This is a genomic window from Myxococcales bacterium, from assembly GCA_016706225.1.
In the GTDB taxonomy this organism is placed as follows: Bacteria; Myxococcota_A; Polyangia; order Polyangiales; family Polyangiaceae; genus JADJKB01.
Genome location: JADJKB010000003.1, coordinates 1,162,329 through 1,188,456 on the forward strand (window position 1 = coordinate 1,162,329; position 26,128 = coordinate 1,188,456).

Annotated in this window: 21 protein-coding genes; 10 read left to right on the forward strand and 11 right to left on the reverse strand. The window is 66.7% G+C overall.

Annotation, left to right across the window (positions count from 1 at the left end; translation table 11 throughout):
- Positions 1 to 141: 141 nt before the first annotated feature.
- From IPI67_06770 to IPI67_06785, 4 genes are all read right to left on the reverse strand, one after another.
- Positions 142 to 930: a hypothetical protein gene (locus tag IPI67_06770; protein ID MBK7579894.1), complete on the reverse strand. Its 789-nt coding sequence runs from the start codon at positions 928 to 930 to the stop codon at positions 142 to 144.
- Between the two features lie 415 nt (positions 931 to 1,345).
- Positions 1,346 to 2,461, reverse strand: a complete 1,116-nt coding sequence (locus tag IPI67_06775) for a hypothetical protein (protein MBK7579895.1) — start codon at positions 2,459 to 2,461, stop codon at positions 1,346 to 1,348.
- A 226-nt stretch (positions 2,462 to 2,687) separates the two neighbouring features.
- Positions 2,688 to 3,167 (reverse strand): hypothetical protein, encoded by a 480-nt coding sequence (locus IPI67_06780; protein ID MBK7579896.1) that lies wholly within the window; start codon positions 3,165 to 3,167, stop codon positions 2,688 to 2,690.
- A gap of 191 nt (positions 3,168 to 3,358) precedes the next feature.
- Complete coding sequence (locus IPI67_06785; protein ID MBK7579897.1) at positions 3,359 to 6,598, reverse strand: VCBS repeat-containing protein; 3,240 nt, start codon at positions 6,596 to 6,598, stop codon at positions 3,359 to 3,361.
- Between the two features lie 303 nt (positions 6,599 to 6,901).
- Here IPI67_06785 and IPI67_06790 point away from each other — a divergent pair, with 303 nt between their 5' ends.
- From IPI67_06790 to IPI67_06800, 3 genes are read left to right on the forward strand one after another with little or no spacing between them, the layout of a single operon-like run.
- Positions 6,902 to 8,560, forward strand: coding sequence for a hypothetical protein (locus IPI67_06790; protein ID MBK7579898.1), 1,659 nt, complete (start codon positions 6,902 to 6,904; stop codon positions 8,558 to 8,560).
- A 55-nt stretch (positions 8,561 to 8,615) separates the two neighbouring features.
- Positions 8,616 to 10,259, forward strand: coding sequence for a hypothetical protein (locus tag IPI67_06795; protein ID MBK7579899.1), 1,644 nt, complete (start codon positions 8,616 to 8,618; stop codon positions 10,257 to 10,259).
- A 3-nt stretch (positions 10,260 to 10,262) separates the two neighbouring features.
- Positions 10,263 to 12,215 carry a DUF2079 domain-containing protein gene (locus IPI67_06800; GenBank protein MBK7579900.1) on the forward strand — a complete coding sequence of 651 codons (1,953 nt, stop codon included), beginning with the start codon at positions 10,263 to 10,265 and terminating at the stop codon, positions 12,213 to 12,215.
- On the opposite strand, the gene IPI67_06805 is transcribed toward IPI67_06800, so the two are convergent.
- Positions 12,197 to 12,781 (reverse strand): hypothetical protein, encoded by a 585-nt coding sequence (locus tag IPI67_06805; protein ID MBK7579901.1) that lies wholly within the window; start codon positions 12,779 to 12,781, stop codon positions 12,197 to 12,199. The genes IPI67_06800 and IPI67_06805 overlap by 19 nt on opposite strands.
- A 230-nt stretch (positions 12,782 to 13,011) precedes the next feature.
- Between IPI67_06805 and IPI67_06810 the strand changes: the two genes are divergently transcribed.
- The 3 genes from IPI67_06810 to IPI67_06820 all read left to right on the forward strand — a co-directional run bounded on the left by IPI67_06810 (position 13,012) and on the right by IPI67_06820 (position 15,466).
- Complete coding sequence (locus IPI67_06810; GenBank protein ID MBK7579902.1) at positions 13,012 to 14,082, forward strand: NAD-dependent epimerase/dehydratase family protein; 1,071 nt, start codon at positions 13,012 to 13,014, stop codon at positions 14,080 to 14,082.
- 2 nt (positions 14,083 to 14,084) lie between these two features.
- A complete protein-coding gene (locus tag IPI67_06815; protein ID MBK7579903.1) occupies positions 14,085 to 15,113 on the forward strand; it encodes an NAD-dependent epimerase/dehydratase family protein in 1,029 nt (342 codons plus the stop codon).
- Positions 15,114 to 15,250: 137 nt separating this feature from the next.
- Positions 15,251 to 15,466: a hypothetical protein gene (locus IPI67_06820; protein ID MBK7579904.1), complete on the forward strand. Its 216-nt coding sequence runs from the start codon at positions 15,251 to 15,253 to the stop codon at positions 15,464 to 15,466.
- Positions 15,467 to 15,519: 53 nt separating this feature from the next.
- Here IPI67_06820 and IPI67_06825 read toward each other — a convergent pair whose 3' ends face one another.
- Positions 15,520 to 15,789 carry a hypothetical protein gene (locus IPI67_06825; GenBank protein MBK7579905.1) on the reverse strand — a complete coding sequence of 90 codons (270 nt, stop codon included), beginning with the start codon at positions 15,787 to 15,789 and terminating at the stop codon, positions 15,520 to 15,522.
- 58 nt (positions 15,790 to 15,847) lie between these two features.
- Between IPI67_06825 and IPI67_06830 the strand changes: the two genes are divergently transcribed.
- The 3 genes from IPI67_06830 to IPI67_06840 all read left to right on the forward strand — a co-directional run bounded on the left by IPI67_06830 (position 15,848) and on the right by IPI67_06840 (position 19,660).
- Positions 15,848 to 17,626 (forward strand): HAMP domain-containing histidine kinase, encoded by a 1,779-nt coding sequence (locus IPI67_06830; GenBank protein MBK7579906.1) that lies wholly within the window; start codon positions 15,848 to 15,850, stop codon positions 17,624 to 17,626.
- The gene (locus IPI67_06835) at positions 17,623 to 18,339 is read left to right on the forward strand and encodes a response regulator transcription factor (protein ID MBK7579907.1); all 717 of its coding nucleotides are present in this window, start codon (positions 17,623 to 17,625) and stop codon (positions 18,337 to 18,339) included. The genes IPI67_06830 and IPI67_06835 overlap by 4 nt, the downstream gene beginning before the upstream one ends.
- Positions 18,340 to 18,424: 85 nt before the next feature.
- Positions 18,425 to 19,660 carry an AgmX/PglI C-terminal domain-containing protein gene (locus tag IPI67_06840; GenBank protein MBK7579908.1) on the forward strand — a complete coding sequence of 412 codons (1,236 nt, stop codon included), beginning with the start codon at positions 18,425 to 18,427 and terminating at the stop codon, positions 19,658 to 19,660.
- Between the two features lie 54 nt (positions 19,661 to 19,714).
- Here the strand turns inward: IPI67_06840 and IPI67_06845 are convergent, their stop codons facing one another.
- A complete protein-coding gene (locus IPI67_06845) occupies positions 19,715 to 20,899 on the reverse strand; it encodes a ferritin-like domain-containing protein (protein ID MBK7579909.1) in 1,185 nt (394 codons plus the stop codon).
- Positions 20,900 to 20,904: 5 nt separating this feature from the next.
- The gene (locus tag IPI67_06850) at positions 20,905 to 21,789 is read right to left on the reverse strand and encodes a PhnD/SsuA/transferrin family substrate-binding protein (GenBank protein ID MBK7579910.1); all 885 of its coding nucleotides are present in this window, start codon (positions 21,787 to 21,789) and stop codon (positions 20,905 to 20,907) included.
- Positions 21,790 to 22,074: 285 nt separating this feature from the next.
- Between IPI67_06850 and IPI67_06855 the strand changes: the two genes are divergently transcribed.
- On the forward strand, positions 22,075 to 22,728 hold the full coding sequence (locus IPI67_06855) for a hypothetical protein (GenBank protein MBK7579911.1): 654 nt from the start codon (positions 22,075 to 22,077) through the stop codon (positions 22,726 to 22,728).
- A 181-nt stretch (positions 22,729 to 22,909) separates the two neighbouring features.
- On the opposite strand, the gene IPI67_06860 is transcribed toward IPI67_06855, so the two are convergent.
- From IPI67_06860 to IPI67_06870, 3 genes are all read right to left on the reverse strand, one after another.
- The gene (locus tag IPI67_06860) at positions 22,910 to 23,656 is read right to left on the reverse strand and encodes an NAD(P)-binding domain-containing protein (protein MBK7579912.1); all 747 of its coding nucleotides are present in this window, start codon (positions 23,654 to 23,656) and stop codon (positions 22,910 to 22,912) included.
- 51 nt (positions 23,657 to 23,707) lie between these two features.
- Positions 23,708 to 24,397: a hypothetical protein gene (locus IPI67_06865; GenBank protein ID MBK7579913.1), complete on the reverse strand. Its 690-nt coding sequence runs from the start codon at positions 24,395 to 24,397 to the stop codon at positions 23,708 to 23,710.
- 894 nt (positions 24,398 to 25,291) lie between these two features.
- The gene (locus IPI67_06870; GenBank protein MBK7579914.1) at positions 25,292 to 26,032 is read right to left on the reverse strand and encodes a C-type lectin domain-containing protein; all 741 of its coding nucleotides are present in this window, start codon (positions 26,030 to 26,032) and stop codon (positions 25,292 to 25,294) included.
- Between the last annotated feature and the right edge of the window lie 96 nt (positions 26,033 to 26,128).

Here is a 26,128-nt window from a genome sequence, read left to right on the forward strand (position 1 = left end):
GCGGCAGGCACGTCGAATTGGAGCGCACGGTGGGCGATGTTCGCACGAGAAAACATGCCTCTTGATCACGATTGTGCTTGACCGATTTCCGGAGCACCTCTGCGCTCGCACGACAACCTCCGTTCGAACGGCGCACTGTCGTCACGCATTCGTCGCCTGACGCGCTCTCGCGACGAAAACACTTCGAGCATCGTCCGACGCTAGGAACGCCGCACCTGGTGCGAGCAGCGCGGACAAAAATCTCCGTGGTACGAGAGCTTCATGACTCACGTGCCTCTCCACCAACTGAGCGACGACGCGCTCGTCGAAGCAACCCACTCCCTCGTCGTGGCCGGTCGCCGGGTCACCGCCAAGTTCATCTACTACCTCGCCGAGGTCGAAGACCGCCGGCTGCACCTGCGCGCCGCATCGCCATCCCTCTTCGACTTTTGCACCCGCCGCCTCGGCATGAGCGAAGGCGAGGCCTACCGGCGCATCGTCGCCGCGCGTCTGGCGCGGAAGTTCCCCGTGATCTACGAGCTGGTGGCGTCGGGCAAAGTGCACCTGTCGGCGCTGGCCTTGCTCCGTCCCCACCTGACTGCGGAAAATCACGTGGAGCTGCTCGGCGAGATCTCCGGAAAAACCAAGCGCGAGGTCGAGGCCGTCGTCGCGCGCCTCGCGCCCAAACCGGACGTGCCTTCCCGGATCCGCAAGCTGCCGTCGCCGCGTGGCACGGCGTCGTCCGGTCGAACCACCGCATTCGCGAAGCAACTTCAGACAGACCGCCACAAGATCCAGTTCACCGCCAGCACGGAGTTGCGCGCCAAACTCGAGCGTGCGCTCGATCTGATGAGCCACTCGAATCCGCAGCGAGACATCGCGTTGGTCGTGGAGCGAGCCGTTGAGCTTCTGCTGCACGACCTCGAAAAGAAGAAGCTCGGCAAGGCCCAACGAGCCGCCCGCCCCCAGCGCTCCCGCGCCGAGCGCGTGAGCAACAAGACCCGGCGCGAGGTGTTCGCCCGTGATGGTGAGCGCTGCTCGTACACGAGCGCTAACGGCGAACGCTGCCCGGCGCGTGCGTTCCTCGAGCTCGACCACCGTCAGCCGCGGGCCCTCGGCGGCAGCTCCGAACCCGAGAACGTGCGTGTGCTTTGTCGAGCGCACAACCTTCTCGCAGGGGAGGACGTCTTCGGACGCCAGCTCATGAGCAAACAAGTCCACGTGCGCGAGCGGCGCGCAGCGTACGAGCGTGCGAGCCACGGCGGAGGCGCTTGCGCTGACGAAAGCGCTCGCGTTGTGCCGAATACCCGCCGCGGCGGGGGGCACTTTCGCTGGAGAAGGCACCCGCGCAACGCGGGCGCCGGCATTACTTCGGCACGTAAATCGTGTCGCAGCCGAACTGCACTTCGATCTGCCCATTCGGATCCGATTGGATGCTCTGGCAGGTGCTATCGCAGACCTTCACCTGGGTCGGGGCCTGATCGTTGTCGTAGTACCAGCCGCCGTTCGGGCCGCATTCCGCGGCCGAGCCGACCTTGCCGATGGGCGAGCCCGTGCCGCCACCCGGCGTGAAGATCACGTTCACCTTGCCCGGGTTGAACTGCTCGCCTGCGGGCGGCGGCGGAATGCCCCACGCGCAGTCGAGCTTCGCCGCACCGACCACACCCTGGGCCAGCTGGTTGAACACCGGGTCGAAGTTCTGCAGACACATGTCGCTCGACACCCCGCCGGTCTGCGTCACGAGCTCCTGATAAACGGTGCCGGGTTTCGCGGCGCTCGGGCACTTCGTGTAGCAATACACGCCGTACATCTTCCACTGCGCCGGCTTGATCATCGTCGGATCGACGGCGTTGATCTGCGTCGTGAACTGCGCCGCCGGCAACGACGAGTTGTCGTCGGTGACGACCGCGAAGATCTTCACGGCCTCGGGCCGCAGCATGTTCTTGTAGGACTGATACTGGTCCAGGTACTTCTGCAGCGCGTCGGTGCTGCTCACCGTCTCGTACACGTGGGCGTAGAGCGGGAAGTTGGTGTCGTTCGGGCACTGGCCCGAGCCGAGCGGTTTGTCGATGCACACACCCTCTTCGGGAATGATCCCCGGGAACGGCGATGGCGCCCACTGCTCGGCGACCAGCACGATGTGAACGTCGACCCCGGCGTTGGAGATCAGCTGCGAGAACTTGTTCATGTTGGCCTTCACGGCCGCGGTCTCTTCGCTCATGCTGCACGACGTATCGACGGCCCAGATCACGTCGACCGGCAGCGTGCCCGCCGCCGTCTGCTTCACGCCCGCGCAAGCATTGCCGACACCACCACCCCCGCCGGTTCCCGTGCCGGCTCCCGTGTTGAGCCCGCCGCTGCCCGTACCGCCGAAGCCGATGGTCCCTCCCCCGCCCGTCGCGGAGCTGCCAGCACCGTTCCCACCACCGCCGGAACTGCTGTCGTTGCTCGCTGCCGAGCACCCGAGCGCGAAGAAAACCAAGCCGGTAGCTACTCCCCGGAAGTGCCGCATGCACCGAAGTGTGCCGTCGATGGGGGAAACTGGCCATGGCAATCAAGACGCCTGCTCCATCGAGCGACAAATTGCCGCGGCACGTCATGCCCCGACCGCCCCCACGAGGTTCGAGTCAAACGCGAGAAAGCCCGCCGATCCCCTCAATCTTCGCCGGTCCGCTCGCCACGAAACCGCTCGCGGACACCCCGGACGTTCAGCGCTTCAGACAGAACGCCAGCGGGTCCCACTCGTTGCAGTTTCCGGGAGCGGTCTCCACGGCGCGGGCCGGGTCGCCAACAGTCGGCCTTCCCACAACCTCACTGCCCGTCTCGCGCACAGCGCGCGCGCTCGAGCGAGTCATGATGCCGCTGGGCTCGAACACCGGCGCCGAAGCCAGCGCGTCTCCGTCATGCGACAGCGACGGCCCACCCGAGAACATCGACGCTGCCACGAGCGACACCACGGCGAGCACACCGACACACGAGCTCGCGATCCACGTCCGCTTCAGCGAACTCGCTGCACCCGTTTGTGCGCGGCTGAGCTCTTCCGCTTGTTCACGCTTGATGCGCTCGAGCTCGACCGCTGCCTTGGCTTGAATCGCAGCGCACTCGGCAGCAGCCTCGAGCCGCGCCTGGGCACGAGCGGTCATCGAGGTGGGGGCGGCTTCGAGGTCGAGGGCGGGGACGTGGCTCATGGTGTTCGTGTGACTCCGGTTTGATTGCTTGGGAGCTCACTCAGCAATGCGTGTGCCAGCACCCCGTCAGGCGGTTTTCCCGCAGTTCTGCCGCCGACGCCCCGCCCAGGCGCCGCACGTCAGCGTCACGCTGTTACAGCCCACTCCGGCGACGTTACTGCGGGGACCTCGCAGCTTGTCCCACCCACGGCTCAGCCGCGAGGGCGTCGACGCCGACGACCGAACGCCCCCAACGTCAGGGCGATCAGCGCGAGCATTCCGAGCTTCGAGTCAGCGCCCGCCGCCCGACAACCACAGCCGCCATCGTCGCCCGATCCGGAGCCGCCGCCCTTGCCGCCGCTCGCCGCACCAGCGCCTCCCGTGCTCGAGCCACCCGTGCCGCCGCTCGTCGAAGCGCCCGTGCCGCCGCTTCCTCCCGGCCCCGCGTCGTTGCCCGCCGCGCCACCGCTCGCGCCGACACCACCGACTCCAGCGCTGCCGCCCACGCCCGCGTCGGGCGGATCCGGCTGCACGTCGTTGGTGTAGCTGCCCGTGGCGTCGATCGCGACCAGCGTGCCGTCGTCGACCGCACACAGGAGCTCGACCTTGTCGTCCTTGTCGAGATCTGCCGCGATCACGTGGACGACCGGTGCACCCAGCGAAAGCGACCAAACCAGCGCGCCGGTCGCGCCATCGAGTGCGTACAAGTATCCGTCGTCCGAACCGAGCACGAGCTCGTCGTCCCCGTCGCCGTCGAGGTCGACCGCGATCGGCGCATACAGCGCCGAGCGTTTTGCGGGCGGGGATGCCTTCGCGTAGACCGCGCCGCCCGCCAGATAGTCGAACCAGACCTCGGTCATCGTTGCACCGCCCACGCGCGCCACGGCACCCAGGGCGTTTCCCGCCATGCCCGACCAGACCAGATCCTCTGCGCCGACCACCCCAGGACGCCGCATCAAGGCCGCCGTGTTGGCGTCCGATCCGGCCACCACCTGCGTCGGGGGCGTGTAACTCGCTTCGACCACACCCGCGAGCGAGCGTCGTTCGTAAGCACCGAACGCGTTCTGCGACGCCACCCGCACGATGTCGATCTCCGTGTCCGCGTCGAGTTGACCGAACATCGCCTGACCATTCGGCCCGTTGCCAGTGCGGAACAGCTGCACGAAACCCTGGCTGGGCGTGCCTGTGCCGGCCTTCGAGACGTCGATACCCACGAACCACGAGCCGTGCAGCGCCGACACGATGTCGAGCTTACCGTCACCATTGATGTCCGCCGCGGCGTGCCCCTGCAGATACACCCCGCTCGGTGGGAAAAGATCGCCGACCGGCCGCGTGACCATCGAGCTGCCGTCGGTGCCCTTTCGGATCACCAGCTGCTGCTCACTCTTGGCGTCGAGCTCGGTCAGGAAAAAATCCTGCGTGCCGTCGCCATCGAGATCGTCGAGCAGCTCGAAGTTGTCGAACCCGGCCACGCTCCGCCCGGCACCGATGTCCTTGCGCCAGGCCTCGGAGCCGCTCGCTTCGAGCGCCACCAGCGCCGTCTCCTCGTAGCTGGCGGTGGAGTGACCCCGCACCACGAGCCGCGCGCCACCGCCGGTCTTTGGCAACAGCATGCCCGGAGCGTTGACGTAACCCCGGGACTCGGGCTGCGCGGCGTCCGGCAGGCGCCAGGTCGTCACCGGCACCCCCTTGGTGTCGAGCAACGTGCCGTCGATGGCAACCAGCGCGTCCGAAGACTCGACGGCGAATACTTTGTTGCTCGTCCCATCCAAGCTCGCGACGCTGACGAGCTTGGAGTGATTGCCCGGCCTGAGCTCGTTCTTTTGCAACAGCTGATTGTCGAGCACCCGCAGCCCGCCATCCGTTAGCATCACCAGCGACTGCGCCGCCGCCCCCGCCGCGCTGATGCCCGAGTCGAGCAGGTGCACGGCCCCGGTGATGCCGTCCGGGAACGCATACTTGAACAAGATGAGCCCGTTCGAGCCGTGCACTGCCAGGAGCGCACCGGGCCGCGCGTCGGTGATCGAAGCCGCGAGCGCCTTCTGGAACACGTACGCCTCCGCCGCCGCGTCGGCCGCACCGTTGACGTTCTGCCGCGCGAGGACCTGCCCCGCGCCTCCGGTCACGAGCATCGAGCGGCGCGCGCTGACCGTCGCGGCGCGCGCACCATCCAGCGCCCAACCCTTGTCGACGAGCGCGCTGCCCGAAAACGAGTACGCCCGCAGCTTGCTGAAAAAAGGCTTCGGAAAGCTGCCGACGCCGCTCGCTTCGCGCAACAGCACGTCCGGCTTGCCGTCGTCGTCGACGTCCGCGACGCCTTCGAGCACCTCGCCGCTCTTGGACGCGAGCGTCGCGCCGCTGGCAGCGTTCTTGACGACCGTGGTCCAGGTGGAGCTTGCCGCGTCCCACACCGAGTAGACGATCTCGGCGCTGCCGGCGCCGTCCAGGTTGGCCACGGCGTCACCGAGATACCGCACCTGTTTCACCTCGACGTCGTTGCCCGAGCCCGGCGTCGTGTCGGTGACGTACTGGTCCTTCCAGCGCAGGGTCGGCGTCAGCGTTGCGCCGGCGCCGTTGCACGACACCACGAACACTCCAGCGTCCTCGCTGTAGTAGTAGCTGTAGTCGTAGAGCACGACCTCGGCTCGATTGTCTCCATCCACGTCGACCGCCGAGAACGCCGGAAAATACGTGGGAGCGATGGTGCCGGTGACCAGGCCCGCCTGATCACAGCGCACGCCGCCCGTGGCGGCGTCGTAGGCCACGAAGCCGCGATCGTAACCGCGGATCAACTCCAGCTTGCCGTCGCCGTCGAGATCCCCCGCCGCCATGTCGATGGACCACGGGGCGCCCGCGGCTTGCCAGATCTGATTTTGCGCCGGCGTCGTCACGCCGCTCGAGAACGCGTAGCCAATCAGCGCGCCGAGTTGTTCGCTGAGAAACAAGCGCTGGCCGCCGGAAGGATTCGGCACCACGAGGGCATCGATGGCGATTGTTCCCGTGGCTTTGTACCAGAGCGTCGCGCCGGTCTGAGCGTTCAGCACGTACAGCCCGAGCGGGCTCGCGCCGGTGGCGATGACCTCCGGCGGGCCCTGACCATCCAGATCGGCGACGGCGATCACCCGCCGCGCGCCGATGTTCTCACTCTTCCAGAGCTGAGTGTCGTTGGCGCGGCGAGCGACGACGGAGCCGGACGAGACCATCACGACGTCCTTCGCGCCATCGCCGTCGATGTCGTGGGTGACGACCTGATTCTCCGCGAGCGCGCCACCGACGGATCGCTTCCACGCCACGCTGGGCGTCGCGCTGATGGCGCCGACTCCGCTCGAGCGCGCGCTGCGCTTCTGGTCGTGAGCCATGGCGGGCCAGCCGTCACCGCCGGTAGCAAGAGCCGACTGGCTGACGAGCGCAGCCGTAAAAATCACCGAGACCGAGAGAGTGCGCGGGGACATTCACAGAGCCTACGCGGTCTTTGGGGCGCCGCCGAGGGGGCGGGCGGTGCGGCCATAGGGTCGGCAGATACTGGGAGTAGAATGACTTCCACCTCGTGTCGGACTGCGAGGCGAGGACGTACACGTTACCGTAAGCGTCGGAACCGAAGAGGTTCGCCGTGATTGGGCTTGCCGTTTCAAGCCAGCGCGACGCCGTGCCCCGGTTCTGCACACTTTGAAAGTGTCACCCGGAGGGGTGAGCCTGCACTCCTGGGCAACCCGCGTGGTTGCGCGCTAGCATCGGCTGCCTCGCGCCCCGCCCCGATGCCAAAGCGCATCTTTTTTCTCATCCGCCGCAGCCCCTTCGAGACCTGGATCTCGCTCGCGGCTCTCGTCGCCGCGTTCGTCATGTTCGGACGCGAGCTGGCGTTCTTTCAGCGCCATCCCGGCCCCGTCGCGTTCGACGACGGGTACACTGTCGCGTTCGCCGAGCGGATCATCGATCGATCGTGGCTGCCGTACGTGGATGCGTGCAGCCATCGCGGACCGCTCTTGTACTGGTTGACCGCTGTGTTCCAGAACCTGTTCGGTCGGTTCAGCTGGGTGGGGTCGCGCAATCTGTCGTTCGTGCTCTGGTTCGCGACCATCACCGCGGTTTACGTCACTGCCATGGCAGCAAAGCGGCGCGTGGCGGCCGGGGTTGGAGTGCTCCTCTTGGTGTGGTTCGCGGCCGTTTACGACGTGCCGGCCACTTTCGGCGTGGGAGGGGAGAGCATTGCGTCCCCGCTCACGGTCTTCGCGCTCGCCTTGGTGACGATCGCCCTCGAGCGGTTGGAGAGGCTCCGCGGCCGCGCTGTGCTGCTGTTTCTGGCCGGATCCCTGGCAGCCCTTGCCGGCCTCGCGAAACAGACCGCACTGCCGACCATTGCCCCATTGGCGCTCTGGACGGCCGCCGTGTGGTGGAGCGATCGCGCCGAGCCCGGCCGGCGTAGCGGCTATCTTCTGCTGGCCCTCGGCGCGGGTTTCGTGCTGCCCATCGTGGCGGTGCTGGCTCGCTACGCCGTCGCGGGTCACCTTGGCTCGTTCTGGTACTGGTACTATGTCTACAACGCCGAAGTGTACATGGCGCCGCACCGGGCCGACTCTTTCCGAACGGTGTTCGATCGCCTCTTCGATCATCGGAGCTACGCACTGCTTGGCCTCGCGGTGCTCGTCATCGGGAGTCTGCTCGCGCGAATCGCAGCCCTCGGGCCCAGGCCTTGGCAGCCCGCGCGCGAGTACACTAAGGGTGGGTTCGAGCTCACGCTGGTCTGGCTCACCTTGCTCGCACTGCTGGGCGCGCTCGCCCCGTTGCGCTTCTTCTTCCACTACTTCCTACCGCTCTTTCCACTGGCCGCGCTCCTCGTCGGCGTCGGCATCGAGCGGACGTTCATGCAAGCGGGAGGCAGCCGCGCCGCGTTCGCTGCGGCGTCCGCGCTCGTCGTCGTGTCCCTGTTTGCGATCACCCTCTTCGCCCACGATCGCCTGATGCGCGGTCTGCGCGAGTCGCGCAAGGCCGGGGACTGGTCGGGGGTCTACCCCGAGCCGGTCTGTGACTTCATCGATGCACACAGTAAGCCCGGCTCGCCCCTATTCATCTGGGGCTTCGATGCTGACGTCTACGTCACCTGCCGGCGCAAACCCGCTTCGCGCTTCGTTTACCTGACCCTCGTGGCCGGCGTCGTGCCAGACAGCTCGTGGCACGAGCCCAATCCGCAGCGAGTCGCTCGGGACTCGCGCGCACAACTTCTGTCAGATCTCGAGGAGGCCAAGCCAGATGTCGTGTTGGAGATCCTCGAAAACATGAAAGGGGTGTCGATGAGTGTCGCGCCAGAGATCTTCCAGCACGTGGATGCGCGCTACTGTCGTGCCGCGGCTCTGAAGACCAAGGACGGGCGGGTGGTGACACCGTGGCTACTCAACAACGGACAGGCATGCCCGTAGCTCTCCGAGAATTCCCTTGGACTGATTTCGACAGTTTGTCGATACTCCCGGCCCAGTGAAACTCCGCGCCTGGCTCCCAGTGATCACTGCGGTGATGATCGCGATCCCAGCGCTCGTCATCGTCGTCAACCTTCACTGGTTCTTCCTGAAGAACGCCAGCTACGTCGGCTTCGACGACGGTTACACGGTGGCGCTGGCCGAGCGCATCATCGACGGCCAATGGTTGCCGTACGTGGACGGCTGCAGCCATCGCGGGCCAGTCCTCTATTGGCTGGTCGCCGTTGCGCAGAAGCTGTCCGGACGCTTCAACTGGATCGGCCCGCGCAGCCTGATGCTCGCGACGTCCATTATCACGCTGTTCACCATCGTCGGCACTGGCATGGCGGCTCGGGTGCCGCTCGCTGGCGCTGTCGGAGCTTTACTGTGGGTGTACCTAGGGCTCGTGGCCCACGAGGCCGACAGCGCGTTCGCGGTCACGGGCGAGGCCATCGCGGCCGCCTTCGGCTTGCTGGCACTCTTTTTCCTGGCGTGGGGGCTGATTCGTGCGACGCGGTACCGCAATCGCGTCCTCTTGGTTGCTCTCTCCGGCGCAGCAACCGCGATGGCAGGTTTCACCAAGCAGACGGCATTCCCCATCGCCGCACCACTCTTCGTGTGGGTGTTCTGCTCGGCGCTATCGATGGAAGGCCTCGCGAGACGGCAACGAATCGGCCTGCTCGGTGCATACATCGGCGGGCTGCTGGCGATCGTGGTCATCGTGCTTGGTCGTTACGCCATCGGCGGGCACTTGAAGACTTTTTGGTACTGGTTCTACACGTACAACCGCGAGGTCTACATGGCTCCCATGCGCGCGGTCCCGTTCCGCGACGACTTCGACCGTTGGGCGAAAGGCCAGCACTGGGCGGCCTTCGCGATTGCGCTCGCCGCGAGTTGGGGTCTTGCGCGTCCGCTCGCTGAGGTGCGTTCGTTCCGTGATCTACCTGGCGGCTACGCCCGGGCCGGGCTCGAGGTAACGACCTCGGCGCTGGTGTTGGTCGTGTTCGCTGCGATCGCGAGCCCGCAGCGCTTTTGGCCGCCGTATTTCATCATGGTGTTTCCGTTCTTGGCGATGGCGCTCGGCCTGCAGATCGGCCTGGCGATGGACCGCAGCGACGGCCACCCGTGGAGCCGTGCGGCCGGCGCGCTGCTCCTCGGCGCCGTTCTTTGCGGTTGGGTCGGATACACAGCGCGAAATCGCGTCAAGGAACTGGTAGCCGACTACAAGTCCGAAAAGCGAAGGCCTGCGCTACCCGAACCCGTGTGCGAGATGATCAACCAATACGGGAACAAGGACGACAGTTTGTTCGTCTGGGGCTTCGACGCGGACTACTACATCACTTGCAAGCGCCACCCCGCCGCAAGATTCACCTACCTGACGCTCGTCGCCGGCACCGTGCCCCCGGCATGGAACGACATTCGCCCGGAGCGTGAAGCCCGCAATGCGCGGCGTGATCTGATGCACGACTTGCAGGTCAGCAAACCCTCTGTAGTCCTGAACTCACCGGGGACCATGCATGACGTCGGAATTCACACGGTGCCCGCGCTGAGCGAGTGGCTGAAACGCGACTACTGCGCCCTCGCCCCCGTGACCAGCAAGACTGGTCGCCACGCCGACGTCTGGGTGCGCCGCGACCTGACCACATGTACCCATGGTGAGTAGGCGTTGCCCGACGAAGTCCCGCTCCTGACCCGCTTCGCACGCGTCGCGACGCTGGGCGCAGTCCTCTCCGTCGCGTTGACGACCGCGGCGCTGTTCGCCTTCGGCAAGGACTGGGTCCCGAAGTTCATCTCGGGCAACGAGCTCGAGATGGCGCACCGCATGCGCCTGATCCGCTGGACCCTCGGGGCCGCGGGTGTGGGTGCGCTGTTTGCCGTCATCGCCGAGCTCGTCGTCTGGCGACGACGCCTTCGCAGTGACGCCGTCGAGCGCGCGCTATTGCTGGTTAGCCCGCTCGTCGTCGTGGGCTTCCTGCCGCAGCTTCTCCGCGTCGAACCCTGGGTCAATCGCCACGAGATCTTGCTGCCGCTGGTGCTGGCGCTCGCGCTCGGGACCGAGGTCCTCGCCTATCACAGCCTGGGTTTGGTGCCGGGTCGCGTGCTCGAGTTGCTCGACCGGTTGCGCGGGAAGCTACCGGGCTTCTGGAAGAAACACGGCCCGCTCATCCTCGTCGTGCTTGCGGCCCTCGGCTACGCGGCGTTCATGAGCTTCTACAACATCCGCTGGCACCAGAAGCTCAGGACCCACAACTTCGATCTCTCGATCGACAACAACCTGATCTTCCGCGCGCTCCACGGCTACCACATGGAGAGCACGGTCACCCACGGCAACTCGCCCGGCGCGTACCTGGCAGCGCACGCCAAGCTCGGGCAGTACGTCATCTTGCCGGTCTACGCGCTCTTCCCCAGACCCGAGACGCTGATGGTGCTCCAGGGCACGCTGCTGGGGCTCGGCGCGCTGCCGCTCTACGGGTTTGCGCGGCGCCACGTCTCGGACTGGACGGCCGCCGCCGTGTCGCTGGCGTACCTCGTGTACTACCCGCTCCACTGCAACAACTTCGTGGAGTCGAAGTACCTGTCGCTGGCGTGTTTCTTCATCCTGGCCACGTTCTGGGCGGTCGAACGCAAGAAATGGCTGCTCTTCCCGCTGGCCTTCGTGGCCGCGCTCGTGATGCGCGAGGACATTCCGGTGGGGCTGGCGGTCGGCGGTGTGTTCCTGCTCCTCACCGGCCATCGTCCGAAGAGCGGCACTTTGATCGCGCTGATCTCCGTCGGCTGGTTTCTCTACCTGCGCTCGCGCATGGACAAGGCCGGCAGCTGGTGGTTTCCGGGCATGTACAAGGGCCTGTGGGCCACCGGCGAAGAGGGCTACAGCAGTGTGCTGAAGACGGTGCTGACGAACCCGCTGTTCGTCCTGAACGAGGTGCTCGAGAAGGAAAAGCTCGTGTACTTGATGCACATGCTGGTGCCGCTGGTGCTCTTGCCGGCGCGGCGCTGGCAGCTCTGGGCGGCCTTCATTCCCGGCACAGCCCTCACGCTCTTCGTCACCGATTACAAACCCATCCAGGGGTTCTCGTTCCAGTACGTCATGCACTGGATCCCGTATTTGTTCCTGGCGGCGCCCCTGGCCCTGGCCGCCATGACAAAGGACGGACCGACCGGGCCGCGGCGGGCTCACGCCGCCGTGGTGGCCATGGCGTTCGCGAGCTTGGTGCTCTCGTACCAGTACGGCGCGTTCGCGAGGCGCCCCAACAGCGTGCGAGGCGGGTACTTCCAGATCGATTTCACCTTCAGCGCGGAAGAACGCCAGCGTTACGCCGATCTGAAGCGGGTGATCGGCGACGTTCCCCCGCAGGCCTCGGTCGTCGCCAGCGAAAACGTCGGGCCCCACGTCTCTTCCCGCACTCACATGTACGCGATGCGGCGCGGGCTCTACGACGCGGAGTACATCGCAATCGCCCGCACCGAGCTCGACTTCGAACAGACCCGCAAGCTGCTGACGGAGGCGGCGAAGAGCGGCGCCTACGGTGTGGTCCAGCGTGCCGGTGACTTCGCGCTGCTGAAGAAGGGCGCGGACGCCAGCGGAAACGCGGCGTTGATTCAGGAGTGGAAGCTCTGATTGAAGCTCGGCGAGCCGGCGATCTTGCGCGCGAGCGCCTCGTTGTAGCTCAGCGCTCGACAGCGGGCCGAGAGCAGCGCCTGGGCGAGCGGAGCGTAGACCAATGCGAGCAAGCTCGTCGGAACCCGCACGGTCTCGAGAGACAGCTGCTCACCGGAGACGAGACATACAATCATGCCCTCGGCGTGCACGCTGGCCTTGACGATGTCGCGTCTCGGCACGACCCGCATGCCAAAACGGCTGCACAAGAAGAGCGCCGAGCTCGACGACTGCATGCGGGGTTGAATGAACGCGCGAGCGAATGGCAGCGCCGTCAGCCACGCCAGCGGCAGCGGGAGCCAGGGGGCGTTCCTGAGCGTGATCGCGGCGTCCCCGCATTTCGCGGCGCGAAAGTCGGCACCTTGAACGGTGTTCTCAGCCTGAACCCTCGACAGCACGGCGACGTACAAGAAGACCGCCAGAAAAAGACTGAGCACGCTGATGAGCCAGGCGATGGCCCAGTGAAAGGGCAGGTCTTCTTCACTGAGGAGATAGAGACCCACGCTGGCGCCGCCCACAATCGACACCTGGGCCAGGTAGACCCAGGCTCGGGCGGGTCTCGCGTGCGACTTCCGGGAACTCGAGTGTTCGGTTCATTTTCCTGTTCCTCTCAGCGGCGGCCCGCGCGCGTTGAATGGGCGGCTCATCGGTGTGGCGCGCAAGCGTTTGCGCGGTTTTTTCCAGAATGCCGGGCCCGGGAAATCACAGCGCAAAGCGGAGGTTCCTGGGTTAGATTCCCGCCCCCCTTCGAGCTCAGATGGCAAACACCGAGAACCTCGCGATCGTCACGGGCGCCGCCGGCTGGCTGGGTCGCCGGTTGACCGACGTCCTGGCCAACGGCCTCGAGTCCAAAGCCCACCGCGGGCGCTTCACACCACGCGACGTGCGCGCCCTGGTCTTGCCGGGCGAGGACGCCGACGGCGTGCGCAAGCTGTCGGACAAGATCCAGGTCGTCGTGGGCGACATCCAGAACCCCGACGACTGCAAGAAGCTGCTGGACGGCGCCAAGGGCGCCACCGTGTTCCACGCGGCGGGCATCATCCACCCGAAGCGCGTGAGCGAGTTCCGCGCGGTCAACGTCGTCGGCACCGGCAACGTGCTCGACGCCGCCATTGCGGCCGGCGTACGGCGCGCGGTGATCGTCTCGTCGAACTCCCCGATTGGTGTGAACCCGTCGAACGATCACCTGTTCGACGAGAGCTCTCCGTACAACCCCTACATGGGCTATGGGCGCTCGAAGATGGAGATGGAGCTCCAGGTGAAGGAGCTCCAGAAACAAGGTCGCATCGAGACGACGCTGATCCGTCCACCCTGGTTCTACGGTCCGTACCAGCCGCCGCGGCAGACGCTGTTCTTCGAGATGATCCGCGACGGCAAGGGTCCGGTGGTCGGCGGCGGCGAGAACCGGCGTTCGATGGCCTACATCGACAACCTCTGCCAGGGGCTCCTGCTCGCTGGAGAGGTCGAGCGCGCCAACGGCGAGACCTACTGGATCGCCGACGACAAACCCTATCGTATGAACGAGGTGCTCGACACCATCGAGCGTCTGCTCGAGAGCGAGTACTCGATCCCTTGCGCGCACAAACGCCTGCGCCTACCCGGGCTCGCCAGCAAGATTGCTTACCTGGTCGACTTTGCGCTGCAGAGTGTCGGGCTCTATCACCAGAAGTTCCACGTGCTCTCGGAGATGAACAAAACCATCGCGTGCAGCGTCGAGAAGGCCAAGAAAGAGCTCGGTTACGCTCCCGAGGTGGCGCTCGAAGAGGGCATGCGGCGCAGCCTCGGCTGGTGCATCGATCAAGGGCTGCTCGGCCCGCGCAAAGGCTGACCATGAAGACTCTCGTCACGGGCGGTTCGGGTTATTTCGGTGAGGTCGTCGTTCAGCGCTTGCTCGAGCGGGGTGACTCGGTGCGCGTGTTCGACCGCGTGGACAACAACGACCGTCCGAAACACGTGGAGCTGGTCCGGGGCGACGTGCGCGATCGGAGCGCCGTGCGGCGCGCCCTCGAAGGGGTCGAGGTGGTGCATCACAACGTGGCGCAGGTGCCGCTCGCCAAGGACCGCGACGAGTTCTGGTCGGTGAACGTCGACGGCACGCACATCGTGCTCGAAGAGGCGGTGCGGGCCGGAGCGCGCAAGGTCGTGCTCGTGTCGTCGAGCGCCATCTACGGCGTCCCGGCGCGGAACCCGGTGAATGAAGACACCGAGCCCAGTCCTCGGGAGGCCTACGGCCGCGCCAAGCTCGCGGGGGAGGACTACGCCAAGCGGGTCATCTCCCAGGGCCTCAGCGTGAGCATCGTGCGCCCGCGCACGATCTTGGGCCACGGCCGCCTGGGAATTTTCCAGATCTTGTTCGAGTGGGTGCGAAAGAGCCGTCCGCTCTACCTGCTGGGCGACGGGCACAATCGCTACCAGTTCGTGCACGCGGACGACCTGGCGGCGGCCTGCCTGTTGGCGGACGCGCGGACCGAGAACGACGTGCTGCTCTGCGGCACCGATCGTTTTGGCACGATGCGGGAGCTCTTGACGGGCCTGGTGCGACACGCGGGCTCGAACAGCCGTGTGCGCTCGCTGCCGTTTGGGCCGACGCAGCTCGCGATGAAGCTCACGAGCAAACTCGGTGTTTCGCCCCTCGGGGACTACCACTCGCTGATGTACGGCCGCGAGATGTACTTCGACATCACATCGACCTCGGAGCGCCTGAGCTGGACGCCCAAATACAGCAACGCCGAGATGATCGCCGAGAGTTACGACTGGTACGTCGAGCACCGCGAAGAGGTGCTGACTCGTGAGGGCGCCTCCCACCATCGGTCCCCGGTGAAGCTGGGAGTGTTGAAGCTGCTGGAGCGGCTGCCGTAGCGAACGGCCGCGCAGTGCACCGTCCGCGCGAGCGGGACACGACGTGGAAACGCCACCTCGATGCACGCCTCGATAGCCACCTGAACCCAGCGCTCCGCCGCGGCCCGCAGCGTGGCATTCTTGCGAAGCTCGCTGGCATGTCAGCCGCACTCCAGCCAGGCGAGGTGGCGCGTCGCGCGCACGGGCCCTTGCCCAGACAAGCGGCCGGCGTGTTGTCCGGCCAAAGCAAGACCAGCGACGTGATCGATGCCAGCGTTGCGCTGCTCGCTCGGCGGCATGCGGCTGCGGTTCTGACGAGTGATCCCGAGGATCTGAAGCGCATCGACCCAAAGCTCCCGCTCGTCGCTTGCTGAGGTCGAATGCGCCGAGAGCCTGGTGGGAGGCGACTCGAGCTGCCAGCGTCATCTCACACTGACTCGTCGACGCTCGCGATCGCTGCGAGCGCCTCTTCGAGGGCCGGGAGCACGGCGAGATCCTTGCTTCGACCCGTCGCCCGCTTGCCGCCGATTCTCGGGTCGGAGAGGTCTTCGAACCAGATGTCGATGTCACGGGTTCCGGTGTTAGCACCCTGCAGCACGGCCGCGCTCAGACCCACGAGCATGAAGCGCACGCCGCGGCGTTCGAGCGCGGCGAACACCGCCCGCTCACCGGGTGCGAGTGCGGAAAAGTCGTCCATGCGTCAGGGGAGTCGGGCGGTGATATTTCCGTGACACAGCCGGGTGAAGCTCCGGAGCGTGCTGCAACGCCCCAGCTCCCAGATCAGAACCCGCGATTTTGCGGCGCTCGGGCTCGCCGTCCTTTTACCGCTCGTGTTTGCCGCTCTGGTGGGGTACCGCGCGCTGGTCAACGAGTCCGCCGCCCGACAGCGTGAGGTCGAGGTCGAGATCGGCGCGACCGCGCGCCAGTTGCGCACGAAGCTGCTCGACGAGATCGATGCCTCGAGCGCACGCCTGTCCAAGGCCGAGCTTCCCGCGGAGCCCGGCACGGCTCTGCAGGAGATCGAGCGGGCAATGCCGACGTTCGCCGTGGCCTTTGTCATGGGCAGCGACGGCACGTTGCGGCTTCCAGCCCCCGCAGAGCTCAGTGAGCCCAACGCGGAGTGCGACGAGTCCGCACGCCGGATCTCGCTGCGTCTGGACGATGCCGAACGCGAGAAGCTCGCGCAGAAACTCGTGAACGACTGCCCGGACGTGCGCTCGGTGAGCGGCCGTTATCTGCTGCCGGCCCTCGTCTTCGATGGTCTGACCAACGTGGATGGCGCACGCTTCTCGAGTTGGCTCGAGAAACACGCCGCCTCGCTCAGCGCGGCCGAACGGAGCGCGACCGAACACGCACTCTCCACGGTGCCCTGGCTCGACGCGAACGGAAAGGCCCGCGCTCTGGACCTGCTGCGGGGCCAGAGCTCCGACCGTGACGAGCTCACGCGAAAGCTGGCGGACACCGCGGCGCGCCGCGCGGTCACTCAGCTCGACAGCGAGACCCCGATCAGCAAGTGGAACAGCGACGGCGCAGTCGGGGTTCTGCGTCGCATCGATGACAAACTGATCGCCGGGTTCCTCGTCACCCCGCGGGCGCTCGGCCGCGCAGCGCCCTCTTTCCCGCTCCCGGCACAGCTCGTCATCGCGCCGAGTGAGCCCAGCGGCCCGCACGCCGCCGCCGAGCTCGCCCAGGGACTCACGCTGGTGGTCGGGCTCGCCGATCCGCGCCACGTCGAACGATTGACGTCCGAGAGCCGGCGCTGGCTCGTTTCGTCGGCGCTGCTGCTGGCGGCGCTGGCCCTTGTGTTCGGGGGTGTGGCGCTATCACGAGTGCGAGCGGCGCGCCGCTTGAGCGAGCTGCGCACCGATTTCGTGTCCACCGTGTCGCACGAGCTACGCACCCCCATCGCGTCCGTCTCGATGCTGGCCGAGCTGCTCGAGCAGGGGCGCGTCGAAGAGTCCGAACGCGCCGAGGTCCACCAGGCGCTGGCCAAAGAAGCGCGTCGCCTGGGCGAGACCGTCGATCGACTGCTCGGCTTCAGTCGCATGTCCGCCGGCCGCTCGACCACCTCGCGCCGAGAGCTGCGCCTCGCGGATCCGGTCCGAGAGTCCCTCGCTGCCTTCGAAGAGCGTCACCCTGGGGTGGTAGTGGAGCGCGCAATCGACGGAGAGCTCTCTCTCGTCGCCGACGCGGATCAAATCCGGCTGGCGGTCGACAACCTGCTCGCCAACGCCATCAAGTACGCGCCCGACGGACAGCCCTACCGCGTTTCCGTCGAAGCTCGCGGGAAGGACGCCCTGATCTCGGTCGCGGATCGGGGGCCGGGCGTCGCGCCCCGGGATCGCAAACGTATCTTCGAGCCGTTCGAGCGGGCCGACGATCGGCTCAGTCGCGCCACCGAGGGCAGCGGCATCGGCCTCGGTCTCGTGCGACACGTCGCCGAGGCTCACGGCGGCCGCGCGTGGGTCGAGGCCAACCCGGATTCTGACCAGGGCGCACGTTTCGTTGTCGCGCTCCCACGAGGCGTGGCATGACCCGAAACGTGGGCATTCAAGAGTCGGTGCTCGTGGTCGAGGATGATGCGAGCCTGCGCCTGGGTCTGGAAAAAACGCTGCGCTCGGAGGGCTACCGGGTTCGCGTCGCGAGCACCGGTAGCGACGGCCTCGAGTCCGCCCTGGCAGAGCCGCCCGATCTCGTGCTGCTCGACCTGATGCTCCCGAACATGAACGGCTTCGAGGTCTTGCAGGAGCTGCGCGCGCGCAACGTCGAGCTCCCGGTCATCATCCTCACCGCCAAGGGCTCGGAAGAGGACAAGGTCCGCGGCCTGGCCCTCGGCGCCGACGACTACGTGGTCAAACCGTTCGGGGTGATGGAGCTGCTCGCCCGAGTCGACGCCCAGCTGCGCAGAAAACGCCTCGCTCGTTCGACGCTGAGCACCCTCACCCTGGATGAGGTGACCGTCGATTTTGCAGGCCATCGCGCAACCCGCGCTGGTGAACCGCTCGAGATGACCTCCCTCGAGCTCAAGCTGCTCGCGTACTTCGTCGAGCACGAAGGCGCGCTCTTGCCGCGGCAGCGCATCCTCGATGCGGTCTGGGGCGCGGACTACTTCGGCACCGATCGCACGGTCGACAACTTCATCAACCGTCTTCGGCAGAAACTGGAAGCCGATCCGAAAAACCCGCGCTTCTTGCACACACTCCGGGGTGCTGGTTACCGCTTCGAGCGCCCGGTGAAGAAACCATGAGCTGGCTTACACAGTACCAAGACATTCGAAGCGCAGGCTCTCTCTCGTCACGCCGCGAACCCGCGGCACCACGAGGAGAATGATCATGAACACGAACATCCGACTTATCACCGCCCTGTCCACCCTCGCCCTGGCCGCTTGCACCGCGCAAACCGACGGTGGCGGACAACGAAGCGAGTCCAAGGGCGAGCCTGTCCAGGTCAGCGAGCAGGCCCAGGCGGTCGAGACCGCTCAGCGCAGCCTCGACGTCGGCAAGGTGGCCCCGGGTAGCGAGGCCAGCCTCCAGGCAATCATCAAGTCCGGCACCGCCGACGAACGCGACGAGGCTGCCTTGGCTCTCAGCCGCACGTATCAGCTGCAGGGCAAGACCGAGGCTGCCATCACGACGCTCGAAGACTTGCTCGCATCTCACCGTGAAGACGACCGCTGGGAACGAGAAGAAGAGGTCGGCAACAAACTGGCGGAGCTGGTGACCGGGAGAGCTGCGCCCGTCCGCCCCGAAGCCCAGGAAAGAGACCGGATCTCGGCCTTTGCCCGCGCCCTCATGCCGAGCTTCCACCCCGATGCCAAGGGCGCCTACGAGCTGGACGTGATGCTGGTCGGTGGAAGCGGTACGGCCTCCAATCGCCTCGGCACCTTCAACGTGGGCGACGCAATCCACGACCGCGCCCTCGAGCAGTGCCCGCTGTGTGAGAAGCGCCCGAAGGTCCACACCCACCAGAGCCGAATCGGAACCTGGCTCTCCGTCCCCAAGTACCGTGAGCGCTTCGACACGGCGTTGACGGTCTTCTTCTACGACAAAACCGCAAACCGTATCCCGGCGCGATACGAGCAGTACCTGCCGATGTCGGTCAAAGAAATCGACGAGCGGCTGGCGTCGGGGCAGGGCTTGATCGCGGTCAAACAACGAGAGTCGGCGCCGCCCGTCATCTTGATCGCGGCACCACGTTTTGGACAGATCACCGACGTGGAGACGGCGCTCTCGGAGATGTCGAAACTTCCCGAGGGACCGGTCAGCGTGAAGCTCGCGGGAGGATTGCGGCGCGACGAGATCCAGAGTGTCATCCGCGGCGCGCGCAAGGAGTTCAAAGCCTGTTACGAGGCGCTGTTGACGCGAGCCGCGAGCGCAGCCGGCAAGGTCACGCTGGAGTTTTCGATCGACGCGGAGGGGACGGTCCGGTCGCCGCTCGCGAAAGCGGACGGAGACGCCTTGTCGGAGCCGCAGTTCCTGTCGTGTTTCAGCCAGGCGACCCAGGCGCTGACATTCCCCGCGGCGGGCGTCTCGACCACGGTGAAGTATCCACTCGAGCTGTCTCCGTGAGCGAAGGGTGGGTGAGGTCCCGCCCACCGGGCGGGGCCTGGCTCGCGCCAATCGTCACATGAAGTTTCTCGTGTGCAGCGCCGACAGCGTCTCCGCTTCGGAATCGGAGAACCCCAATCGCTCGAGGCGACGCCGGCGTCCGGCATGCATCTCGACCTGAAGCTCGACGACGCGGTTGAAACCTTGCCGGATGGCGGTTGGTGTCCAAGCACCGGCGGCGAGCACGATCAACGCGTCGTACACGAGCTCGTTGAGACCGGCGGAGGTGGCAAGGGAGTCGTGGCGGGCCTGAATGCCGCTCCGCAGGCGACCGAGCAGCGCTGGCTCCTGTTCGAGATGACGTTCCAGATGTGCCATGCCAAACGCAACGTGACGTGCCTCGTCCCGCGCCGCCAGGAGCGCAACTTGTCGTGTGATCGGGTCGGGACCGTGGGTGCTCAGGAACGAGAGCAAGCTGAGAAAACTGCCCTCACCCAGCACGCCGAGCAGGAGCGACGAGAGCGCGAAGTCGGTCTCGTCGAGCAGGGTCTTCAGGGATGCCTGGCCACCCACGGTCGAGAGCCCGAGCTCGGTGCGGTTGAGGAGCGCCCGCCGAGTGAAGACCTCGATGTGCCGGGCCTCGTCGGCGGTCTGGAGAGCCAGGAGCTGCATCACTTCACGGAAGTGTGGGTGCAGCTGCGAGAGAAACCGCGCCGGCACGAGCAACGCGGCGGTCTCGTTCTCGATCAGATAGGTCATGACCTGCACCACGGCGTCCTCGACCTCGGCGGGCAAGTCAGCGACCGCGGTCCAGTCGATGGCGGTGTTCGGATCCCACTGCGCCGCCACTCCTTGTTGGTACAGACGCGCCGCTTCCTCGGCCCACACCCCGCGTTTTTCGGACAACACAAACCCGAGCTCCGGCCCGCCACTCTCCACGCTGGCGCCGCGTGCGGCCAATCCCCAGCTGGCCTTCGGGTGTTCGACCACACCGTCGATGCCGGCGCCTCCAGCGCGCTCCGCGCCGCTGAAACGCCCGGCTTCCGCGCCGCCGCGCTGGACTCGCACGACCTCGCCCTCTCCGGGCTCGAGCGCGACGTGCCCTTCTCCACGGCACCACGCGGAGATGTGAATGAGCAGCGCCGGCGCGGTGCCACGAACCGCCACGAAATCGCCGACCGCCACCTGACGGAGTGCGTGACGAAGCAGCACGTGGCCGCCTTCGGCGAACCCGAGGTCCAGGAGGTCGAGACGCTGCAGGGTGCTCAAGCGAGGCCAAATTCTGCGAGAAACACCGCGAGCGTGTCGAAGCGTTTCACCGCGCGCTCGAGCAGCGCGTAGCCCTCGACGCGCCCGGGCTTCCACTGTTTGAGGCCCTCGAGGTCGAGCAGCGGTCGCACGCGAGGGTCGTCGTAGGACATCTCGAACAGCAGCGAGACGAACTGCTCGACGAGGGCATTGGGCGCGTCGTCGAGGACCGTGAAGTTGCAGTGGTCGTACTTCTCCGTGTGCGCCAGGATGTGCGTCGTGTTCGGCGGCAGGGTGCCTTCCTTGGAAAAGAGCAGGTGATTGCCGTCGATCATGCAACAGGCGTGCACCTCACCTTCCATCAGGGCCTTGGCCGCATCACGCTCGCCGCCGATGTGATCCCCGTGTTTGCCGACGAGCTTGTCGAAGCGCCGAACCTCGAAATCGCGCCCCGGCTCCAGACCCTGTTCGGCGATGTGGAGCAGCGGGAGCAAGGTCGCTTGCGGTGAATCCGAGGCACCGACACCCACGACCTTGCCAGCGAGGTCCGCGACCGATTTGATCGCACCGCCTGCCTTGACCACGACGAGGCTTCGGAGATCCTGATCCGAGTCGCGCATCGCCACGGCTCGCGCCGTGCGCCCTTTCCGCGTTGCGATCGCCTCCGCTTGCAGCCACGCGAGCGGCGAGTTCCACGCCACGTGGTACTGCCCTTGAAAGTGCCCGCGCACCTGCTGCTCGTAGTTGGAGTAGAGCAGGTAGTCGAAGCGCAGGCCGTGTTCTTCGAAGTACGCTTTGAAGCCGTCCCAGATGGTGACGACCTTGGGATCGTAGGCCACGGCGCCAAGGAGCAGCGTCGTGGGGGCTGACGTTTCGACCGAGGCGGATTCTTGTCTCGACATGTTCGCTCCAAACGGCCGGTCCCCGGCCGCGCGAGCGAACGCGCTTACCGGCGAAAGGCCGCAGTCATGACCCGGCGCCGCCGGGTCGATTGGACGGCTCAGAGGGTCTGCGGGAGGGTCGTCTTCACGATGGAGCGAAGCTTGGGTGACTCTCGCTTTCGCGTAAAGGGCTTTCATCCGTGATCGTTTGAGCGAAGGCCAGCGCGCCATCCTGTGAGAGGGTGGTCGTCATCGAGCTGTGAGGCGCGGGCTCGCCTCGCACGCGCCTGCTACTCTGAGCTCGGGATGCGGCGTGCAGCTGGAGCGCTCTGGGTTTCCATCGCGGCCTCGGGCTGTGGCGCCTCCGTCAGGCACGAGGCCACCATGGTCGGTCAGCGCGAGATCCGGCTCGGGGAGCGGGTCGCGCCACCCGCGCTCGCGGTTCGCTCGGTCGCGGGCGGAGTGCTCCTGCGCGTAGTGCGCAACCCACCCTGCCTCGCGATGGTGCAGGACGAGATCGCGGTGAACGAGCGCGTGATCCGCGAGGCGCGGCTCGGTCCGATCATCACAGGCGGCGCGCTGATAGCGTCCGGCGGCTGGCTCTTCTTCAGCGGCGATTCGGAGAGAGCCGACGGTCGGCGCGCCAGCGGGCTCCTGCTTGGAGTTGCCGGGTTCATCGTCGCCATGACCCAGGGGTCCGACTCCGAGGAGAGCTACCGGACCACTCGGCTCCTTCCGCCACGCGAGCGCGCGAGCGAGTGTCGCACCGTCGACGAGGAGGTCCGGTCGGTCGCGCTACTCCTGCCCGACCGCAGCATGCTCCAGGCCGAGCGGACCGGGACCGGGCTCTGGCGTGCCGACGTGCCGGACGAGACGTGGGAACGGTGGGGGAATCACGTCAGCGTGTGGGTCATAGTCGACGGAGCCAACACCCACCGTGTTCAGATTCTGCGACCGTAGTCGAGCTCGGGGACGCTGAAGCGGGGCGCACCCGGCGAGCAGTGAGATGGAGAGCGTGAGCGTGAGGCCCAGCAGGCAGCGTGTCATGGGCTGTACGTGACTCAGCTGACACGCGGCGGCAAGCACGCGCGGTGACGGGGGAGCGCGCGGGTGTGGCGGCTCGAGCGCACGCGCGCTGCGCTCACTTCTTCAGCAGCTTGAACGCGTGGGTCCAGCCGCCACCACGCAGGCCCGGAATGCACCAGAGCATGCACAGGGGTTCGACTGCGCGGGCGCCGGCGGCGGTGCCCATGTCGGCGGTCTCCCAGCCGAACGACTCGAGGATCTTCGTGGCCTCGGCTTTGGCCGTCGCGTCGTTGCCGCATATGAACATCGTCGGCTTCGTACCGCCGAAGTCGGGATCGACCATGAACGCGTTACCGACGCAGGAGAACGCTTTGACGAGGCGCGCCTTCGGTGCGCGCTTCTGGAGCCGCTCCATCAGCGACTCGTTGGGGCCGGTGAAGAACTTGATGACGCCATCTTCGGGCGGCTCGGCGGCGATGGGGTTGGTTGCATCGAGGATCAGCTTGCCAGCAAGGTTCTCGGGCCCCGCGAGGTCGATGACCGACTCCGCGGCGCTGCCCTTCACTGCCAGGACGACGAGCTCACCAAAGGCCGCCGCCTCTCCGAAGGTCCCGATCGACGCGTTCGCGCCGGCCTTGGCCTTCCAGTCGGCCAGCTTCGACGCGTCGCGTGAACCACGCATCGCTGCGTAGCCATGTTTCAGGAAGCCGTTCGCCAGAACCTCGCCCACCTGACCCGAACCGAGAATCGCAACCTTCTGCATGCGAGGGACGATGCCACGCTGGGAAGGCCGAGTCGACTCATCCGGGCGCGCCGTTAGTCTCGATCGGTTCTTCCCAGTCCGCGCGCGATCGTCCACCATCAGCTCGGAGCGGCGGCCCGAGTCGAGGCGGGGGAAGGGCCTGCCAGCCGCCTAGGGCGCATGCGCCGCGCCTCGGCGATGCGTTTCTGCAGCATGCCGATGAGCCTCTGCCTGGTGCGTCCCCTTCGAGTCATGATGCGAGCCTCTGACTCGCTCGCATTGGTGCCCACGACGCTGCCGCTGCCGAGACCACGAGCACCTGCCGGCACACCCTGTCCCGGACACTGTTGATAACTCCGTCTGCGCGGGCTCGGGCGCCATCGTGGTCAAGGTGGTCGGCACGTCCGGCTGCGGAGACCAGCGGGCGATGAGCTCTTCGAGCTGACGCTTCGACTTCCCTCGTGCCTCGGCGAGGAGCTGCTCGACGTTGTCCTCTGTGAGGTGCCTGGAGAGGAGGAACAGCCCAGTCAGGTGCACGTTGCCGGACGCGAGCTCGTCGAGGATCTGAGGAAAGCGCTGTGCCAGCCTGGCGACCCGAACGCGCTTGTTGGCTCCGTCCTCGGAGTACCCCAGGCGCTCCACGCAGCGAGTGGTGAGCGAAGAGCACGCGACCAAATAGACAGTCCGGCCGAGCCGGATGAACTCGCTTCGGGCCTGCCGCAGTCGCGGAATCGCTGCCGGTCGCGTGGCGTGAGAATGGAAAATGAAGACGACGTCCGTCGATGCGGCGCGCTCGCTGCTGACGGCAGCCGAGAGACGTTCGCGGAGCTCGAGATCGGAGACCGAAGAGAGGAGAGGCATGCTTTCTCGCATACCACGCGATTTTCCGCCCTCACCGCTGCCACCAGGCGCGACGCTCACGACATGGAACGTTTCGAACGTCACCGCGATGCGCGAAGCGCGCACAGCCCTCTTCCTCGTGGCAGCGCGCGATGGTTTTCTCGTGACTCGTCGGAAGCGCACGCTGCGCGCCCGGTAACCGGTCAAGAAGAATCGTGCTCGCGTCGCGCTCGACATGCTCTTTTCAAGCACGCGCTTCGGCGCAGCGCAGAGCTCGGAACCACGCCTCTCGCACCCCTCGAACAAAGAGGGGTGCACGGATTGCCCTCGGTGGTCTTGGCAGCGGCAGCGTCATGGGCTCGCGCGCTCGCGCGGAGTGCGAATCGCTGGCGGTTCCACGCATGCGACGGCAGTGCGCGACGCACACGCTAACGACGCGCGATCGCGCGGACGTCACTCGGCGTGCCGCACCGGACGCGCTGGTGCCGCACCGGGCGCGCTGGTGCCGCATCGGACGCGCTCACGCCCGCACCCCGCTCTCCTCGCGGCCCGCGCACCCCATCCCTGCGCCGCAGAGTGACTACTTCGTCTTCCTCGTTCTCTTCTCTCCGCCGCTGCCTTCGCCGACCGCTCGGTCCTCGGCGCTGGCCTTCCAGCTCTCGCTGACGCCTTCCCCCCCGCGGCGACCCGCAGGCCGCGGAGCGGCCGAGGACCGACGCTTGGGGGGGAACGACCGCCACGAGGCCGCGAAGCGGCCGAGGGCCGGGCGAGGCGGGGGCACCTCGGCCGGACTCGAGCTGCGAATTTGTGCTTCGCTCCCCAGCCCTCCCCCGAGGCAGCGCAACTGATCGAAGACGCGTCGCTCTTCCCAACCCGTCCGGCCTGACTACCAATCAGGGCTGGGCGCGCCGTCGTCTACTCGCAGCACCAGCCGCGGACGGTTCCCGCTATGAGAGAGTCGCCAGTGCAGACCGTATCGCTCCAGTTCTTGGCGAGCGTACTGTTGATGAGGACGCAGCCCTGGCCTGGAGGCGCGGACGGCTCGTTCGCCCCCCATGACTGGTAGTCGGACCCGAGCAGGGGAGTCTTGTCGACCCACTGGAAGGGGTTGGTACCCGTTCGCTTCAGGCCGATCCATTTGTTGGCGTTGCCGTTCAAGTTCTTGAGCGCGTCGTTCGTGGCGTCGTCCCCCACCTTGACCAGGTCGAGGCACTTGGCTTGACAGCTCGAGCGTGCGGCGTCCCAGCTGACGAACGACGTGGCGGAGCCAGTCTGGCAACAGGTGTACTTCTTGCCGGACCCCGTCGTGCTGGTGCACTGTTCGCTGACGACGGGGTCGCCGACACAAGCGCCCCCGCTGCCAGCGACTCCGCCAGTGCCGCTGCTCGCCGCGACTCCTCCACTGCCCGCTGCACCGCCCGTCGCGACTCCGCCGCTGCCCGCGGCCCCGCCGCCGACGCCGGCGCTGCCGGCAACTCCGCCGCTTCCGCTGCCCCCACTGGAGCCAGCGTTGCCGCCCGTGCTCGAGCCCCCGCTGCCGCCGCTCGAGCCCGCGCTGCCACCGTTGCCCCCGGCACTGGTGTTGGTCGATTCCGAGGTGCAGCCCGAGGCGGCGCCGAGACAGCCCAAGACCAGAGCAAGAGCCAATCCACGCATGGTCCTCGATGTTAGCGCAATTCGTTCGGAGGCGGGCGGCGCCTCGACTGCGATGGGCCGTCGGACCGAGGAAATCCGTCGGCAACGCGTGCACTT

Coding starts and splice junctions, on each gene's coding strand:
- IPI67_06815 (MBK7579903.1), top strand. CDS start 14,085: ATGAAGACTCTCGTCACGGGCGGTTCGGGTTATTTCGGTGAGGTCGTC.
- IPI67_06860 (MBK7579912.1), bottom strand. CDS start 23,656: ATGGTGGACGATCGCGCGCGGACTGGGAAGAACCGATCGAGACTAACG.
- IPI67_06785 (MBK7579897.1), bottom strand. CDS start 6,598: ATGTCCCCGCGCACTCTCTCGGTCTCGGTGATTTTTACGGCTGCGCTC.
- IPI67_06850 (MBK7579910.1), bottom strand. CDS start 21,789: ATGTCGAGACAAGAATCCGCCTCGGTCGAAACGTCAGCCCCCACGACG.
- IPI67_06790 (MBK7579898.1), top strand. CDS start 6,902: ATGCCAAAGCGCATCTTTTTTCTCATCCGCCGCAGCCCCTTCGAGACC.
- IPI67_06825 (MBK7579905.1), bottom strand. CDS start 15,789: ATGGACGACTTTTCCGCACTCGCACCCGGTGAGCGGGCGGTGTTCGCC.
- IPI67_06840 (MBK7579908.1), top strand. CDS start 18,425: ATGAACACGAACATCCGACTTATCACCGCCCTGTCCACCCTCGCCCTG.
- IPI67_06780 (MBK7579896.1), bottom strand. CDS start 3,167: ATGAGCCACGTCCCCGCCCTCGACCTCGAAGCCGCCCCCACCTCGATG.
- IPI67_06870 (MBK7579914.1), bottom strand. CDS start 26,032: ATGCGTGGATTGGCTCTTGCTCTGGTCTTGGGCTGTCTCGGCGCCGCC.
- IPI67_06810 (MBK7579902.1), top strand. CDS start 13,012: ATGGCAAACACCGAGAACCTCGCGATCGTCACGGGCGCCGCCGGCTGG.
- IPI67_06855 (MBK7579911.1), top strand. CDS start 22,075: ATGCGGCGTGCAGCTGGAGCGCTCTGGGTTTCCATCGCGGCCTCGGGC.
- IPI67_06865 (MBK7579913.1), bottom strand. CDS start 24,397: ATGCCTCTCCTCTCTTCGGTCTCCGATCTCGAGCTCCGCGAACGTCTC.
- IPI67_06820 (MBK7579904.1), top strand. CDS start 15,251: ATGTCAGCCGCACTCCAGCCAGGCGAGGTGGCGCGTCGCGCGCACGGG.
- IPI67_06835 (MBK7579907.1), top strand. CDS start 17,623: ATGACCCGAAACGTGGGCATTCAAGAGTCGGTGCTCGTGGTCGAGGAT.